Genomic DNA, 16,866 nt, shown 5'->3' with positions numbered 1-16,866 from the left:
TCAGACTTTATTGATATGGGCTACCCTACTAATATCCATGTCCAAAAAAATACCTAGCAGTGCTATAATTAGCGCCATTTTCATAGCTTAAATAGTGATTACCATATGCAATTTACCCTACATAAAACCGCCAGCGGTGAAACGCGCGCGCGCCGTGGTACGGTCCATCTCAATCATGGTGAGGTACAAACCCCTGCCTTTATGCCCGTTGGCACTTATGGCACAGTCAAAGGCATGCTCCCACGGGATATTGAGGCTATCGGTGCTGATATCATCTTGGGCAATACTTTTCATTTATGGCTGCGGCCGGGCACTGAGGTCATCGATAAGTTCGGTGGTCTGCATAAGTTTATGCATTGGGATAAGCCAATTTTAACGGATTCGGGCGGATTTCAGGTATTCAGCCTAGGCGCGACCCGTAAAATTACCGAAGAAGGCGTGCACTTTAAATCTCCTATCGATGGCGCAAAGGTATTTTTATCGCCTGAAAAGTCTATGCAAATTCAATACAGTTTAAATTCAGACATCGTCATGCAATTCGATGAGTGTACGCCCTATCCAGCCACTCACGATCAGGCAAAGAAATCTTTAGAAATATCACTACGCTGGGGTCAGCGTTGTCTTAATGAGCATCAAAACCTTGGCAGCAGCAATGCTCTATTTGGTATTATCCAAGGCAGTATGTATGCTGATTTGCGTCAGCAGTCGCTTGACGGTTTATTAGAAATTGGCTTTGATGGCTACGCGATAGGCGGTCTGTCTGTTGGTGAACCTAAAGACGAGATGATGGATGTCTTAGACTATATTCCAGATGCGATGCCAGCGGATAAACCACGCTATCTGATGGGTGTGGGTAAGCCTGAGGACATCGTCGAGGCCGTGCGACGCGGGGTGGATATGTTCGACTGTGTGATGCCAACTCGTAACGCGCGTAATGGTCACTACTTTGTTACTGGTAATCTAGATAACGCCGGTGTAGTACGCATTCGCAATAGCCAATATCGTCATGACGAACGTCCGCTAGACCCAGAATGTGATTGTTATACTTGCCAAAATTTTAGTCGCGCTTATATATATCATCTTAATAAATGCAAAGAGATGCTGGGCGCGCAGCTGGGGACCATTCATAACTTACGCTACTACCAGCGTTTGATGATAGGTATCAGAGAAGCCATTGAACAAGATAACTTTGATGCGTTTGTTAGTGATTTTTATAGCAAGCGTGGGCAAACGGTTCCCGAGCTTAACTTACGTTAATTACTTTACTCTGATTAATTTATGCTAATGACTACTCATTTTAAAGCTAGCCTTTACTACTAAAGAATAGTAATCGCTTTTATAACCTTCAAAATACAAAAAGGGCTTAAGATAATCTTAAGCCCTTTTTATTACGCGTAATCGTTAACGTCAGTTTTTTCCACTCAACACTACAAATAGTTTAGCCTAATCTTAGCTATTTTAACCTAGTAGCGTAGTAACAAACACTACGCTAATAGCGATTGGCGCGACAAACTTAGCGACAACTTGCCATATCTGCCAAGCCCCATTAGATAAGCCAAGCTCTTGTTGAATGGTACGCTGATCCATTCTCCAAGCAAAGAAGATAATCCCCGCAAGACCTGTCAATGGCAATAAGAACTTACTAGTAATTTTATCTAACGCATCAAATATACCGTTACCCATGATAGTAAAGTCAGACCATAGATTAAATGATAATAGCGCTGCGATACCTAATAGCCAAATGACAGTACTAGCAACAATGGTTGATACGGTACGACTCATTGGTGTCCGCTCTTCTAAGAACTCAACAGTTGGCTCAAGTAAAGATATCGATGAGGTCAATGCTGCAAAGGTAATTAATAAAAAGAACAAAGTACCGATGAGAGTACCAGCAGTCATGCTACCAAAGGCAATCGGTAAGCTGACAAAGATAAGCCCAGGACCTGCAGCGGGATCAAGACCATTATTAAAGATAATTGGGAAAATAGCTAACCCAGCGGCTAGGGCAATGACCGTGTCTAAAATCACCACTGTACGTGCTGTTTTGAGTAGGTTTACTTCACGGTCTAAATAAGAGCCGTAAGCAACCATAATACCCATACCAATAGAGAGCGTAAAGAAGGCATGGCCTAATGCCGCTAACATAACATCACCCGTTAATTTACTCATATCAGGGGCAAATAAATAATTAACTGCCTCACCAAAGCCCCCATTTATTACGTTATAACCGACGATGACGAATAGAATGAGGCCTAAGAGTGGCATCAGTACTTTAGCCGTGGTTTCGATACCGCGAGTCACACCAATACCGACAATCAGCGCAGTTATTGCCATAAATACTGTGTGCCAAATAGTTAACGTACCGGCTGAAGCCAGCATGGCATCAAAGGTGGCGCCAACCGTATCACTATCTTGTCCGACAAAGCTACCAGTACCGATTTTGGTAACATAATTAAGCGCCCAGCCACCGATGACACTATAGAAGGATAGAATTAAGAAACCGCCTAAAATACCGGTTACACCGACAATTCCCCAGCTGCGTGATTTACCTTCGCTTGCTGCCACATCTGTGAAAGTATTAATGGGGTTTTTTTGCCCACGGCGACCGATTAACCATTCGGCAACCAGTACCGGAAAACCAACCAATGCAATACAAAACAAATAAGCGATAACAAAAGCTGAACCGCCACTTTCCCCGACCATGTAAGGAAACTTCCAAATATTCCCCAAACCAACTGCTGACCCTACTGCTGCAAGCACAAAGCCAAAGCTTGAGCTCCACTGCGCATGATCCTGTTTATTATTAGCCATTTTGCCTTCCTTGTACTTGCCTCACTGTTGCTAGCACTCGTAGCTTATAATTATAAATAGTATTTAATTGTTCAAACTATCTATCAATATGTAATGTAACGTAACGTACCCAGCAACATTAAGAAAGAATTGTTTACAATTTTATAGACAATCAGTCTCTGCTAAGCGGTCTAAAAAGTCAAGTGGTCATAAAGACAAAAAACCATAACTAATAGTTATGGTTTTTAAGGTAACACATACTTCCTTATATCATAAGAAAAGTGGTAGTATTTTTTAGCGGACAACACCGCGTTTACTCTGCTCAAGAGAGTTGATAAGTAATTGGATTTTCGGCTCTTTTGGTAACAGATCTTCTTGTAAAACACTAAGTGCTTGGACCGTAGTCAGACCCGATCTAAAAATAATGCGATAAGCTCGGCGTAGCATATCAATGGTCGGTTGAGACCATCCCTTGCGACGCATCCCTTCTATATTAAGACCATGCGCACCTGCTGGGTTTCCCGACACCATAGTAAACGCGGCTACATCTTTTAAAATTAAACTGGCACCACCTACTAAGCTGTAGTCATCAACTCGGCAAAACTGATGAATACCTGAGTTACCACCTATAATCGTATGATCGCCAATAATAACATGTCCTGCAATACCGACATTATTAGCCAATACATTGTGATCACCAATCAAGCAATCATGAGCAATATGGGTATTTACCATCAGCAGGTTATGACTGCCAATCTTGGTCAGCCCCTTATCCTGAGCCGTTCCGCGGTGCAAGCTACAAGCCTCGCGGACAGTATTATGGTCGCCTATCTCAAGCCAGGTACGCTCGCCAGCATATTTCAAATCTTGCGAGTCTTCACCGATACTAGCAAACTGATAAAACTGATTGTGTTCACCAATACGAGTTAGCTTGGTCACTACCACATGCCGATGCAAAATTGTATGTGCGCCAATTGTCACCTCATCACCGACAATACAATAAGGTCCGATAGTTGCGGTGTCATCAATCGTAGCGGACGGTGAGATGAGTGCTGTGGGATGGATCTGACTCATAATGTGGGCCTTTGTATCATCTAATGCGAGTAAATGGTAAAAAAAAATACTTATGATTAAGTGTTCTAACAATTAATGAAGTGAATCTAATAACTAATAATGTGAATGACATTGTTGTTTATATCAATTATTTTCTTATATCAAGTGATAATTAGCGCTAGCTTTTATCACCAGTTATTGTAATCCAGTTATTGCGATAAAAACTATGTTATTCATTACTAGCAATTATAAGACGCTTATTGCTCTTGGCGAGCAATCATCACTTGCGCACTAGCAGCAAGCTCATCTTCGACATGGACAGTACAGTCGAACTTATAAATGCCATGCCTTTGCATAACAGTCTTTGCACGAATAACCAGCTGGTCACCAGGAATTACTCGCCGTTTGAAGCGAACTTTATCAACGCCTGCAAACAAATACAAATAACCATCTTCTGCGGTCAGTCCCGCACTAATAAAACCCAGTACGCCTGAGACTTGTGCCATTGACTCTACCATCAATACCCCTGGCATAATCGGCTCATCAGGAAAGTGTCCATTAAAGAACTCTTCGTTGATGGTAACGTTCTTGATGCCAGTAATACATTCGCCAGGCTTACAAGCCGTGATTTTATCTACCAGCATAAAAGGATAGCGATGCGGCAAATAATGTTTGAGCGTATCATAAGTTAACGGTAACGTCAGACCTTGTTTAGACAAGGCTTTTAGGTCTTCATCGGTTAAAGTATCAATATCTATGCTGCTCATAACGGCGCTTCCTTGCTATTTTTATAGGCTGTTGGTTTATAGGCTACTGTTGCTTGTTTTTAATACCAATAGGGTATGTTGTTATGAACATACCTTTTGTTTTATGCATTTTTTATTCGCTTGCCATAGCATTAATCGTTATATGGCTAATTATAATAGGGCTAATCTTGATAAAACTAGTTACGACCAAGTTGACGAAAGCGTACGGCTGCTCGGCGCCAATTAGCTGTTGGCATCGCTGCCGTACCTGAAGAGTAAGAACCGGCAGTTTTAATCGATTTAGTCACCATGGTCATACCCGATAAAGTAACATCGTCTGTAATCTCAACATGACCGGTAATACCGACAGCACCGCCAATAATACAACGCTTACCAATAGTCGTACTGCCAGCAATACCTGTGTTTGCAGCGATAGCGGTGCCATCACCGATACGTACGTTATGCGCCACTTGTACCAAATTATCAATGATAACATGGTTGCCAATCACAGTATCTTCAATGGCACCGCGGTCGATACAGGTGTTACTACCAATACGTACATGGTCACCGATGATCACACGGCCAAGCTGGGCAATACGCTCCCAGCCATGAACACTAGGATTCTGCGTTGGCGCAAAGCCAAAGCCCTCACTCCCTATACTTACTCCGGCATGCAACCGAACATGACTACCGATGCTGCAATCATGCCCTATTACTACTTGTGACTCAAAGACGCAGTCAGTACCGATATTGGTATGCGCTTCGATAACTACGTGAGAATTCAAAAAGCTGCGCGCGCCAATTTGTACCTGCTCACCAATCACACAAAAAGGCCCAATATTAACATCCTGACCAATCACCGCACTATCAGCAATCACTGCGCTAGGATGAATACCGCTGGCAGATGAGCTTCGTGCAAACAGCTGACTGCCACTGGCATAAGCCAAATAAGGCGTTGCCACCACCAATGCCAAAGACGCTTCTGGTACTTGCGCGCGATATTGCTCAGTGACCAGTACGGCCCCGGCCTGACTGTTAGCCAGACTCGATATATAATGAGGATCGGCTAAAAAACTCAGCTGCATATCATTAGCATCAGTTAAGCTACCAACACCATTTAAGCTGACACACAGCTGCGCAGGGCTGAGCTCAGCTTTATTCAATACTGGCTGGCGCTGCTCAATTTGGAAGAGAAGTTGCTCAATCGTTATCATAGCTAAGACTAATATGAGTAATAAAAATGGCACCAGCGCCAAGCTAAAATTTCAGCTTGGCAGCCCATTAAAATGATATAACCGAAGTAACACTAAATCATTAATCTAACTTAGAACGTGCTACCGATCTGGAACTGAACTTTCTCAGTCTCATCGCCTTCTTTATCACCAATCGGTACCGCATAGCTTAATGAAATAGGTCCAATAGGGGTATACCAAGTAACACCCGCACCGGCACTAAAGCGCAAGTTATTATCCTGAGTCAATAACTTTACAGGGCTGCCGTCTGGGTTGGTAGTAGCATTGCCAGCTGGATCAATAAAGTTACGATCTTCTTTGTCAGTAGTATCAAATACTTGACCGCCTTCAGCGAACAGTACCGGACGCACTTGATCGGCCCAATCCCCTTTAAATGGCATCGGCAAGATTAGCTCAGTACCAAAGCTGACTAGCGCATTACCACCAACCTCTTCGTCTTTATAGCGCACAAGAGGATCTGGATCTATTGCATCATTATAACTTTGTGATCTTGGACCAAGCGTAGAAGACTCATAACCGCGTACGGAACCATAACCCCCAGCGTAAAAATTCTCATAGAAGGGCAAGTCATTACCATAGCCAAGCTTGCCATAACCCCGTGCAACCCAATCTTTGTAGATAGGATAATACAGGTTGCCACTATATATAAGCTTCTGATAACTGGTATCACCAAGACCAATGGTCGCATCGACAGTATGGCTCATACCTTTGGTCGGGAATACTGGACGGTCTAAAGTACTATAATCCCAGCCAAATAGTAGGTTATAGGTATTGTAATCATTTTTAAAACCAGTACGACCATTGTCAAAGGGAGTAGATGAGCCGCCATCATCAATTAGCTGCTGAACGTTGGATACCCCTAGCCGACTACCACCACGAACTGAGGTTTGGTCAATATTGAGACCCGCACTAACGCGTTTGGTCTCATCAACCGGATAGCTGTAGTTCAGCGTACCACCGTAGGAGTCAGTCACATAGTTACTGACGTTTCTATCATCGTATTTGGTTTCACGGTAATAAGCACTGATACCTTGCGATACCCCATTTTCAGTGAAGTACGGATCTGTATAACCTAAGCTATAAGAATCACGGGTCTCTGAACGTGATAACGCCGCTTTGACCCGGTTACCGGTACCCATAAAGTTGTTTTGAGTAAGGTCTAACTGAAAGGTAACACCGCCGCTTTGTGAGTAACCCGCAGCGATGGTTGAGCTACCAGAGGGTTGCTCTTCAACGGTATAATTGATATCGACTTGATCGGGTTGGTTGGGTACGGGCTTGACATCTACGTTAACGCCTTTAAAAAACCCTGTGCGCATCAAACGTGTGCGTGACAGTTGGATCTTCTCACTAGAAGCAAGTGCGCCTTCTAATTGACGCATCTCACGGCGTAGCACTTCGTCTTGGGTACCTAAATTACCATTAAAGTTAATACGGCGTACATAGATAGGTCGTGCAGGATCGATATAGTAATCAACATTAACCACTTTAGTATCATCGTTAATGCGCGGTACTGGGCGAACTTGAGCTAAATAGTAACCTTCATTACCATAACGGCTTTTGAGCTCTGCGGTCGTGGCATCAAGCTTGGCTTGTGAATACTGCTCATTTGGCGCAAAAGTGACCAGCTCTGTTAGCTCATTAATATCAAATGTTGGCTGACCTAAGAAATTGACTTCACCGAATTGATATTGTTCACCTTCATTTAGACTGATTTCAATAAAGACACTGCGCTTATCTTCACTGATATTAAGTACAGCGTTATCAACAACAAAGCGCACGTAACCATCATTCTGGTATAGCGCTTTTAAGTTCTCTAAACTGGCGGCCAGCTTTTCTTTGGCATAACGATCAGACTTAGACAACAGACGAGTCCATGAGGATTCTTTTACAGCAAATACGTCCTTAATCTCAGAATCGCTAAAATGCTTATTGCCGATAATATTAATATCGACCACTTTTGCTGGCTTGCCTTCGACGAAGCGCACGTCTAATTTGACCCGGTTACCATCAAGCACCGTTTGGTCAACTTCGATATCACTATTATAATAGCCTTGGCTGATATATTGCTGCTGTAGCTCATTGGCCACGCCTTGTAGCGTCGACTGCTTAAGCAAATCCCCAACTGATAAACCGGCGTTTTTTAGCCCTTCCTCAAGCCCTTCTTTAGGGATGAGTTTATTGCCATCAAAGTTCACTTCGGCAATAATCGGACGTTCAACGACCTCAAAACGCAGCTGATTGCCTTCAACACGGCTTTGGATATTGGCAAAATTGTCGGTGGCATACAGTGCTTTAATACTGGCCGCCAGATTGCTATCAGTAACCGTATCACCTACCGAAACAGGCAAGACCGGATAAAGACTATCCGCGGTTAGGCGTTGTAGACCAGTAAAGCCAATATCGGTTACCACAAAGTCTGCGGCCTGTGCCGACACACTCATCATCGCTACCACTAATGGCAACCCAGCCGCGCTCATAAATAAAGGCGTACGCATAAACACTATCCGTCAATAAAAAACTTGCTTAAGTTAAGGTAAAAAGTACTGGTTGTCTAGCCCGATTATTGAGAAGTCTTTGACTCAGTCATGGGAGACTCAAGACACTTTATATAAAACGTATCATAAAATAAACTAAAAATTGCCATTAGTATAGTAGTCACACCAGCGTATTACCTACATAATCAGAACGCTAGCACCTTGTAGACGTTAGTGCATCACATCTTACTCTGTTAGACAGGTATCGTGCAATCAAAACAGCCGACTGATATCATTACCAATCGCTAACACCATGAAACCTGCCAGCAAGAGTAAACCGATATTTAAACCTGCTATTTGTATACCTTCGGATAACGGCTTACCGCGGATAAGCTCAATCAGATAATAGACAATATGACCGCCATCTAATATCGGAATAGGGAGAAGATTGAGTACCGCAAGGCTCAAGCTGATCAAGGCGGCAGTAGATAATACCATCTCCCAGCTAATATCAAAACTCTGTTTGGCAACTTTAGCAATAGTAATGGGCCCAGATAAATTATCAATACCTATCGTTCCTGAAAGCATTTTTCCCATCGAGCTTACCGTCATCACGGCAAGTTGTTCAGTCTTTTTAAACGACTTGATCAAGGCTTCACCAGGACCATAAACTACCGTGGTTCTATACGCATCCGGAATAGTAATGTCAGTTTGTGCAACCATAGCACCAATTTGCCCATAGTCGTTACCCAAATTGTCTTTTTTACCTTGCGGCATAATTTGTAACTGTTCGAGTTTATCATCCCTCAGCACAGTAAAGTTTAACAAAACCTCGGGGCTGTCCCGAATGATTCGAGTGGCGCTAATCCAATCGGTCACTGGAGTATCATTAATAGCCGTGATACGATCGCCGACTTGTAGACCTTGAAGAATAGCAGCGCCATCAGCTGACAAATCACCAACGACAGGTGCAATTTGTGGCTGCCACGGCAACATACCAAAGCTGCTTATGGGATCCTTACCTTGTGCATCCCCTTGCATAAAGCTGGTAACAGGCGCTTGATAAGTTTTTAGATTTTCAACAGAGGCTGAAGGTGACTGCAAAGTGACACTGACATTTTCTGTCTCACCCATGCGTCCAGCGAGGCGGTAGTTAATTTCTTCCCAAGTCTGTACTTCATGACTGTCAATGGCGACCACCTTGTCACCAACCGGTAACTGTGCCATAGCTGCGGGTGTATCTGGTAATACCTGTCCAATGTTAGTCGCCAGCTGCTCAGATGGGGTCATAAACAATACCCAAAACAGCCCTATAGCGATAATAAAGTTCATAATAGGACCGGCAGCAACGATCGCTATTTTCTTCAGCGGATGTTGACGATTAAATGCTAAATGCTGTTCATCCTTTGCAACTTCACCTTCACGCTCGTCGAGCATCTTGACGTAACCACCAAGCGGCAGCATTGAAATACGATAGTCGATACCGCTACGTTTACTGGTCCAACCGGTAAGCTTAGGGCCAAAACCGATAGAATAGGTCAGCACTTTAACACCACACAGCCGCGCCACGATATAGTGACCCCACTCATGTAAAGCAATCAGTGGACCTAAAACAAAAATTGCCGCTAGTAGCGTTAATAAGAACGTCATCACTGTTTCTCGTTTAAATTGCTCTCAATTGGGTTACGCCATTTTTGCAATAATAGCATCGGTGTAACGTCGGGCTGTCGCATCAATGGCTAAAATATCTTCAATATCTGCAGCCGTGCTCAACTTTGCTACTGGTACTTCACTCAACGCTTGCTCATTAATATCAGCAATATCCGTTAAGCGGACTTGTCCGGCTAAAAACGCTGCTACTGCCATTTCATTGGCTGCATTAAGCACGATAGTCGCCTGAGCTCCTGCTTGCATCGCTTGACGCGCAAGACGCAAACAGGCAAATTTATGCAAATCCGGCTTAATAAATTCTAAATGACTGAGCGCATATAAGTCTAACGGTTGTGAGCCACTCTCGATACGCTCAGGATAGCTTAGCGCATGGGCAATTGGGGTTTTCATATCTGGGCTGCCAAGCTGCGCTAAGAAGCTGCCATCGCTATATTCTACCATTGAGTGGATGATACTTTGTGGATGAATAACCACATTTATCTTATCTTCTGGCAGATCGAATAAATGACAGGCTTCTATTAACTCTAAGCCTTTATTCATCATAGTTGCAGAATCAACGGATATCTTTTGCCCCATAGACCAGTTCGGATGCTTGATCGCTTCGGCTACCCCTGCTTGTTGCATATGGGTAAAAGATTGATTCAAAAATGGCCCGCCAGAAGCAGTTAACCATAATTTGCGCACACCGTGTCTCTGATTATGAATCTGAGTATTATCCTGTTGAATAGAGGCTGGCAAACACTGAAAAATAGCGTTGTGCTCAGAGTCAATCGGCAGCAAAGTGGCATGATGGGTCTTCACGGCCTCAATCATCACTTGTCCTGCCATGACCAGCGCCTCTTTATTGGCCAGCAAGATACGCTTACCAGCACGCGCTGCCGCTAATGTGGACGACAAGCCTGCCGCGCCGACAATAGCCGCGACCACAGTATCTGTTTGCGAGTCGGCGGCAATATCTATTAGACCTGCCGCTCCGCCTACTACATCGATACGCAGACTTGCCTCACTGAGCCGCTGCGCAAAATCATCGACGGCGGTCACAGGAACGCAAACACGCTGGGGCGTAAACTGCTGACAGAGCGCAAACAGCTTATCTAAGCGCTGATAGCCTGATAACGCGTAAACCTCGTAGTTATGAGGTTGCGCCGCCAAAATTGCCAACGTGCTATCGCCAATAGAGCCGGTTGCGCCTAGTACAGCGATGCGTTGCGTCATAATCATTCGTGCCTATAATTTTATGAAAGATATCATCAAAAAATGAAGAGAATAAATAATAAAAAGTGAAAAGTGAAAAGCATACCTATGATAAACAGCGTATAAGCAAGGATAAAAAAGACTAAGTTACTTTCAAATTTCAAAAAACTAAAGCGTGTTAAAAACTGAGAAGTGTTTGAGTTTAAACGACCAATAAACCCAACTGTTGTAGACCCCAAAAGCCAAGTGCAAATATCGGAGTCGCAGACAACAGTGAATCAATACGATCAAGTATTCCGCCATGTCCCGGTAGAAAAGTGCCTGAATCTTTGACCCCAGCGCGACGCTTAAGCATCGACTCGAATAAGTCCCCAAGTACCGATACCAAAATCGTCAGCGCTGATAAAATGACAAAAGCAACTAGAGCCACACCAGTCAGTTGTAGCTTAAAGACACTAATAGCGATAACCACCAGCAAACCTGTAACAAGCCCGCCCGCCAGTCCTTCCATACTTTTATTAGGCGAGACGTTCGGTGCCATTTTGCGCCGACCGATCTTACGCCCAACGAAGTAAGCACCGCTGTCGGCACACCAGACTAGCAAGAATACATACAGTAGCCACCATGGCGACAGTTGCCACAAGTAAAACATCGCAGTGATGGATGCAGTTAGGATAACCACGCCCATCAGTGCCAGCTGCTTACCATACCAATTGGTATGTGTTGGGAATTTACCAACCCAAGACAGGGCCATTAGCCATATTACCAATGACGCCGCCCACCAAAACACCCAAGTCACTTCAAACATCAGTGAAACTAGGGTTACCGCCAGTACTAATACCACAAAACGTGCCGGCAGACGCCATTTTGGCATCAGTTTTGTCCATTCATGGGCAGCAATGGTAACGCCAATTGCCAACAAGGGCGCAAAAAGAATAGGTGTTTGGCTCGCAAACAGTGCAATACCAACGATAATAATTAAGATGATTGCCGTTTTAATCCGTTGCCACATACTTATCGAGCCTTATAATAATGAGAAAAATCTGGTCAAAAATGCATTATAACAGTTAATCGCTAACAGCTCATTGATACCAGTTAACCCTACTTAGTTCGGCTTATTTAAATCAAATATTGTTCTAATGATTATTAATTTAATGATTATGAAGTCTGTGTCTCTATCTGCTCACTGGTTTTGCCAAAGCGGCGTTGACGTTGGCAAAAATCTGCTACCATCGCTTTAAGCTCTGCTGTTTCGAAGTTTGGCCATAGCGTTTGAGTAAAGAAAAGCTCAGCATATGCGGATTGCCACAATAAAAAGTTGGAAAGGCGGTATTCGCCGCCAGTACGTATTAACATATCTACTGCTGGCTCATCTGCCAATTGTACATACTGTCCAAGCATATTTTTATCGATATCTTCTGCACGTAATTGCCCCTCTTGTACTTGCTGCGCAAGCTGTTGAGCGGCATGAGCGATATCCCACTGACCGCTATAGCTGATGGCAATCACCAGTGACATTGCGTCAAAATGAGCTGTTTTGGCTTCGGCATCGGCCATCAACTCTTGCAAGTCAGCAGTAAGTTGGCTGCGGTCACCAACAAAACGCAGCCGAATACGGTACTTCTGCATACGCGGCATTTGCTGGTTAATAGTCAAGGCTAATAAATGCATGAGTAACGCCACCTCACTCGGTGGACGTTGCCAGTTTTCACTTGAAAATGCAAATACAGTCAACACCTCTATTCCGGCATCAAGACAGTACTCGACGATAGGATCTAAAGCATCTTTGCCGGCAACATGGCCTTCGCCTTTACCTAAATCATTGGCTTTACCATAACGGTTATTGCCATCCATAATGATGGCAATATGGCGAGGGACAAGGAAAGGAGCCAAAGGAGGGGAAATTGACATGGACTATACTGCTTATTATTGAGGTAAGTTTGTTAGTGTTAACGACTTAGGAAGTCATATTTTTTATAATAACGCGCGTTTAGACTTTTAAAAAGCCCCTATTCTAAATTTCACAAACTTATCATAAACATATGGTATTACGGGAGATAACGACCCTTGCGTTTAGGGCGTGTTGAACATTCGATCATAGCACTGACAGCGACTATTTTTTAGGCGGTTCAAAGTCAAAAGTATCTAGTTTAGTCATTCTAAGCGGATAGTTTTGGCAAAGTAGCGGCAAAAAAGAGTCCTGTCCAACTGCGAGCATAGCTCTTGTCTGGAACACTTTTAGCTATCAGCAGTGCTTATTTGTGAATGTTCAACACGCCCTAGTTATCCAATCTAAATGTCGCAACGACAAACAGCCAATAGCATCACACTACTGGCCATCCGCTTAAAAATTATGACAGAAATAAAGTGACTGCTTATACTGCCATCAAATCAGTTTCTTTTTTACTCAGACGGCTATCGATGGTTTCGATAAACTTATCCGTAATTTTTTGGATATCATCACTAGCACGATGTTCATCGTCTTCTGAGATTTCTTTTTCTTTGGCTAGGTCCTTGATATTATTCATCATATCTCGGCGGATATTACGGATAGAAACCCGACTGTTTTCGGCCTCACCACGTGCTAGCTTTTGCATATCGCGGCGGGTTTCTTCTGTCAAGGCTGGCATAGGTACACGGATAACGTCCGCAGTCATGGGGTTCAAACCCAAATCTGCTTCACGAATGGCTTTATCTATCGCTTGTACCATAGTGCGGTCGAATGGTTGTACTAATAGCGTGCGTGAGTCTTCAACGTTGACGCTAGCGACTTGGTTTAGCGGTGTATCTGAACCATAGTAACTAACCATCACGCCTGACAGCATGCCTGGATGCGCGCGCCCAGTACGAACTTTACTAAAGGTACTTTCAAGCGCTTCTAACGTTTTTTGCATACGCGCTTCGCCGTCTTGCTTAATCTCTTTAATCATTACGTGTCCTTATTTATCGTTCCCGATAATATTCATTACTGTTCGGTGTTAATGGAGGTTGATTTTTTATCACAAATTATAGCGTGGCATCAATGATAAACGCGTGTGCCTTCGTTTTCACCCATAATGACATTCAACAATGCATTGGGCTTGGTCATATCAAAAACTTGTAACGGCACGTTGTGTTCGCGGCATAAGGCAATGGCAGTCAAATCCATCACACCCAATTTTTGCTCTAACACTTCATCAAATGTCAGGCCATCATATTTGACCGCATCAGCATGCAAGCTTGGATCTTTGTCATAAACCCCATCAACTTTGGTCGCTTTAAGAATCAAGCCTGCTTCAATCTCAATGCCGCGCAGACAAGCAGCGGTATCGGTGGTAAAGAACGGATTACCGGTACCTGCGACAAAGATACAAACTTCGCCATTTTTAAGATAGCGAATAGCGTTACGGCTACTATAGCTTTCGGTCACTTCCCCTATTGGTAAGGCGGACATCAAGCGCGTTTTGATATTACGGCGCTCAAGCGCATCACGCATTGCCAGACCATTCATGACGGTCGCTAGCATGCCCATCTGATCACCGGTAACACGGCCGACTAGGCCTTCTTTTTGTAGCTGCGCGCCGCGATATAAGTTACCACCGCCGACTACGATGCCGACTTGCACTCCAAGACCCCGCAGGTGCGCGATAGACAAGCTCATCTTGTCTAGTACTTCAGTATCAATGCCCATATCTTTACCGCCAGCTAAGGCTTCGCCTGAGAGTTTGAGCAATATACGAGAGTAACGGGGATTTTTATCAGACATGGGGTCACCTTGTTATCATTGAATTGTAATTGTCATTAATATACAAATAGAAATCGTTAAAACACAAATAGAGTTAGCCTATAGACCAAGACCTGCTAAAAAGGTTAAATTTCGCTAATTGTAGCAAAAACTGCCCACTATTGGGCAATCTTTACATTGAATTGCGAGTCTGCTCATATAATGGTTATACTTTAATGGCTATATTTTTATAGTAATCATATTTCTCTAATGGTTATATTTCTTTACTGATTGTAACTAGCAAATAAGTCATATTCGCTAGCATCATCAATAGTAACCGTCAAAAATTGTCCCACTTGTACCGCGGGAGTAATATCATCCACATAGACATGACCGTCAATTTCTGGCGCATCCGCATAGCTGCGACAAATAGCGATATTCTCTTCGCTATCAATCTCATCAACTAATACCGTTAAGGTCTTACCAATTTTCTCTTGCAGCTTTTGCGCGGATATCTGTTGCTGTAACGCCATGAAACGCTCATAACGAGATTGTTTAATTTCTTCAGGCACTGGATTGGACAAGTCATTAGCAACTGCGCCTTCAACCTCTGAATAAGTAAAAGCGCCCACTCGATCAAGGCGCGCTTCAACTAACCAATCTAGCAAACATTGGAAATCTTCTTCGGTTTCACCAGGGAAGCCGACTATAAACGTTGAGCGAATCACGATATCAGGACAAATCGCGCGCCAAGCGTGAATACGCGCTAAGGTATTTTCGCTATGGGCTGGGCGTTTCATCGCCTTTAGGACGCTATGACTGGCATGTTGAAATGGAATATCGAGGTAAGGCAAAAGCTTCTTTTCGCCCATGAGTTCAACCACTTTATCCACATGTGGATACGGGTAAACGTAATGCAGACGCACCCAGATGCCTAATTGATTTAGCGCTTGGCATAAGTCATAAAATTTAGACTTGAGAGGCATACCATTCCAGAAACTGGTTTTATACTTGATATCCAGCCCATAGGCAGAGGTATCTTGCGAGATAATCAGCAGCTCTTTGACCCCAGCGTTCTTGAGCGCCATTGCTTCGTTCATCACACTATCAATCGGGCGCGAGACCAATTTCCCGCGCATACTTGGAATAATACAAAACGTGCAGTGATGATTACAGCCTTCTGAAATCTTTAAATAGGCATAATGACTGGGCGTTAATTTAATACCCGCCTCATTAATCAAATCTATCTTAGGATTATAATCTTTATCGGTACTGCGATCCGGCTTAGGAACATGCAACGCGACCGCTCTAATCACTTCATCATAAGCGTGCGCGCCGGTCACTGCCAATACGGCAGGATGCATCGTGCGGATTTTATCTGCCTCTTTACCCAAGCAACCGGTGACGATAACTTTGCCATTCTTACTGATGGCTTCCCCTATCGCATCTAGCGACTCTTGTACGGCTGATTCAATAAAGCCGCAAGTATTGACTACCACTAAATCTGCGCCCTCATAGTCGCTCGCGACCTGATAGCCATCGCGGCTTAATTCAGTAATAATACGCTCACTATCGACCAACGCTTTAGGGCAACCAAGCGACACAAAACCAATCTTTGGCGCGGCCGTTGCCGGGCTAGAAGCTGTCGCACTGGTAGTTGCATCACTACTTTGTGCGATGCTGCGGTTTTGATTGTGATTGGCTTTATGGTGGTAAGGCTGGACACTATCTGTCGTATTTTGCTCTGATAGCGTTGGAGTTTGCGCAGGATTGAACATAGTAGCAGTATCTTTTGGCGTTGTTGAAGCTGAAAGCGCTGTTGCTATGTTGGTATTGACTGGTTGGGTAGAAGTTTTGGGCATGGCTGACCTTGCTAGAGATAAATTGGCTCAGCGCATTGTACGTTTTTTTTGTGAGAATCACCAGTTTTGACGCGCTAATGTGTTGATTTATGGTTAAATATTACGCTGCATCTACTC

13 protein-coding genes are annotated in these 16,866 nt (G+C 43.8%); 1 reads left to right on the top strand and 12 read right to left on the bottom strand.

All coding sequences use genetic code 11. The annotated features are described in order from the left end of the window. Positions 1-105: 105 nt before the first annotated feature. Positions 106-1,257, top strand: coding sequence for a tRNA guanosine(34) transglycosylase Tgt (gene tgt / locus U1P77_RS02435; protein ID WP_321155834.1), 1,152 nt, complete (start codon positions 106-108; stop codon positions 1,255-1,257). 201 nt (positions 1,258-1,458) lie between these two features. On the opposite strand, the gene U1P77_RS02430 is transcribed toward tgt, so the two are convergent. The 12 genes from U1P77_RS02430 to rimO form a co-directional block, all read right to left on the bottom strand. After that, positions 1,459-2,811 carry a sodium-dependent transporter gene (locus U1P77_RS02430; RefSeq protein WP_321155833.1) on the bottom strand — a complete coding sequence of 451 codons (1,353 nt, stop codon included), beginning with the start codon at positions 2,809-2,811 and terminating at the stop codon, positions 1,459-1,461. A 273-nt stretch (positions 2,812-3,084) separates the two neighbouring features. Further along, positions 3,085-3,864 carry an acyl-ACP--UDP-N-acetylglucosamine O-acyltransferase gene (gene lpxA, locus U1P77_RS02425; RefSeq protein WP_321155832.1) on the bottom strand — a complete coding sequence of 260 codons (780 nt, stop codon included), beginning with the start codon at positions 3,862-3,864 and terminating at the stop codon, positions 3,085-3,087. Between the two features lie 236 nt (positions 3,865-4,100). After that, positions 4,101-4,610, bottom strand: a complete 510-nt coding sequence (gene fabZ / locus U1P77_RS02420; RefSeq protein ID WP_321155831.1) for a 3-hydroxyacyl-ACP dehydratase FabZ — start codon at positions 4,608-4,610, stop codon at positions 4,101-4,103. Between the two features lie 176 nt (positions 4,611-4,786). Further along, positions 4,787-5,803, bottom strand: coding sequence for a UDP-3-O-(3-hydroxymyristoyl)glucosamine N-acyltransferase (gene lpxD / locus U1P77_RS02415; protein WP_321155830.1), 1,017 nt, complete (start codon positions 5,801-5,803; stop codon positions 4,787-4,789). A 110-nt stretch (positions 5,804-5,913) separates the two neighbouring features. Beyond that, on the bottom strand, positions 5,914-8,340 hold the full coding sequence (bamA, locus tag U1P77_RS02410) for an outer membrane protein assembly factor BamA (RefSeq protein ID WP_321155829.1): 2,427 nt from the start codon (positions 8,338-8,340) through the stop codon (positions 5,914-5,916). 252 nt (positions 8,341-8,592) lie between these two features. Next, the gene (gene rseP, locus U1P77_RS02405) at positions 8,593-9,969 is read right to left on the bottom strand and encodes an RIP metalloprotease RseP (protein WP_321155828.1); all 1,377 of its coding nucleotides are present in this window, start codon (positions 9,967-9,969) and stop codon (positions 8,593-8,595) included. A gap of 33 nt (positions 9,970-10,002) precedes the next feature. Then, a complete protein-coding gene (ispC, locus tag U1P77_RS02400; RefSeq protein ID WP_321155827.1) occupies positions 10,003-11,211 on the bottom strand; it encodes a 1-deoxy-D-xylulose-5-phosphate reductoisomerase in 1,209 nt (402 codons plus the stop codon). A gap of 175 nt (positions 11,212-11,386) precedes the next feature. Next, complete coding sequence (locus tag U1P77_RS02395; RefSeq protein WP_321155826.1) at positions 11,387-12,196, bottom strand: phosphatidate cytidylyltransferase; 810 nt, start codon at positions 12,194-12,196, stop codon at positions 11,387-11,389. A 146-nt stretch (positions 12,197-12,342) separates the two neighbouring features. Continuing rightward, entirely contained in the window at positions 12,343-13,095 is a 753-nt protein-coding gene (gene uppS, locus U1P77_RS02390) for a polyprenyl diphosphate synthase (RefSeq protein ID WP_321155825.1), read from the bottom strand. Positions 13,096-13,559: 464 nt separating this feature from the next. Continuing rightward, on the bottom strand, positions 13,560-14,114 hold the full coding sequence (gene frr, locus U1P77_RS02385) for a ribosome recycling factor (protein WP_321155824.1): 555 nt from the start codon (positions 14,112-14,114) through the stop codon (positions 13,560-13,562). 89 nt (positions 14,115-14,203) lie between these two features. Further along, positions 14,204-14,929, bottom strand: a complete 726-nt coding sequence (gene pyrH, locus U1P77_RS02380; RefSeq protein WP_201555822.1) for a UMP kinase — start codon at positions 14,927-14,929, stop codon at positions 14,204-14,206. Positions 14,930-15,171: 242 nt separating this feature from the next. Continuing rightward, complete coding sequence (gene rimO, locus U1P77_RS02375) at positions 15,172-16,749, bottom strand: 30S ribosomal protein S12 methylthiotransferase RimO (protein WP_321155823.1); 1,578 nt, start codon at positions 16,747-16,749, stop codon at positions 15,172-15,174. Between the last annotated feature and the right edge of the window lie 117 nt (positions 16,750-16,866).

The organism is Psychrobacter sp. LV10R520-6, from assembly GCF_900182925.1.
In the GTDB taxonomy this organism is placed as follows: domain Bacteria; phylum Pseudomonadota; class Gammaproteobacteria; order Pseudomonadales; family Moraxellaceae; genus Psychrobacter.
The sequence above is the reverse complement of the archived record's forward strand: the minus strand, read 5'-3'. Positions and strand labels throughout refer to the sequence as shown.

Coding starts and splice junctions, on each gene's coding strand:
- tgt (WP_321155834.1), top strand. CDS start 106: ATGCAATTTACCCTACATAAAACCGCCAGCGGTGAAACGCGCGCGCGC.
- U1P77_RS02430 (WP_321155833.1), bottom strand. CDS start 2,811: ATGGCTAATAATAAACAGGATCATGCGCAGTGGAGCTCAAGCTTTGGC.
- lpxA (WP_321155832.1), bottom strand. CDS start 3,864: ATGAGTCAGATCCATCCCACAGCACTCATCTCACCGTCCGCTACGATT.
- fabZ (WP_321155831.1), bottom strand. CDS start 4,610: ATGAGCAGCATAGATATTGATACTTTAACCGATGAAGACCTAAAAGCC.
- lpxD (WP_321155830.1), bottom strand. CDS start 5,803: ATGATAACGATTGAGCAACTTCTCTTCCAAATTGAGCAGCGCCAGCCA.
- bamA (WP_321155829.1), bottom strand. CDS start 8,340: ATGCGTACGCCTTTATTTATGAGCGCGGCTGGGTTGCCATTAGTGGTA.
- rseP (WP_321155828.1), bottom strand. CDS start 9,969: ATGACGTTCTTATTAACGCTACTAGCGGCAATTTTTGTTTTAGGTCCA.
- ispC (WP_321155827.1), bottom strand. CDS start 11,211: ATGATTATGACGCAACGCATCGCTGTACTAGGCGCAACCGGCTCTATT.
- U1P77_RS02395 (WP_321155826.1), bottom strand. CDS start 12,196: ATGTGGCAACGGATTAAAACGGCAATCATCTTAATTATTATCGTTGGT.
- uppS (WP_321155825.1), bottom strand. CDS start 13,095: ATGTCAATTTCCCCTCCTTTGGCTCCTTTCCTTGTCCCTCGCCATATT.
- frr (WP_321155824.1), bottom strand. CDS start 14,114: ATGATTAAAGAGATTAAGCAAGACGGCGAAGCGCGTATGCAAAAAACG.
- pyrH (WP_201555822.1), bottom strand. CDS start 14,929: ATGTCTGATAAAAATCCCCGTTACTCTCGTATATTGCTCAAACTCTCA.
- rimO (WP_321155823.1), bottom strand. CDS start 16,749: ATGCCCAAAACTTCTACCCAACCAGTCAATACCAACATAGCAACAGCG.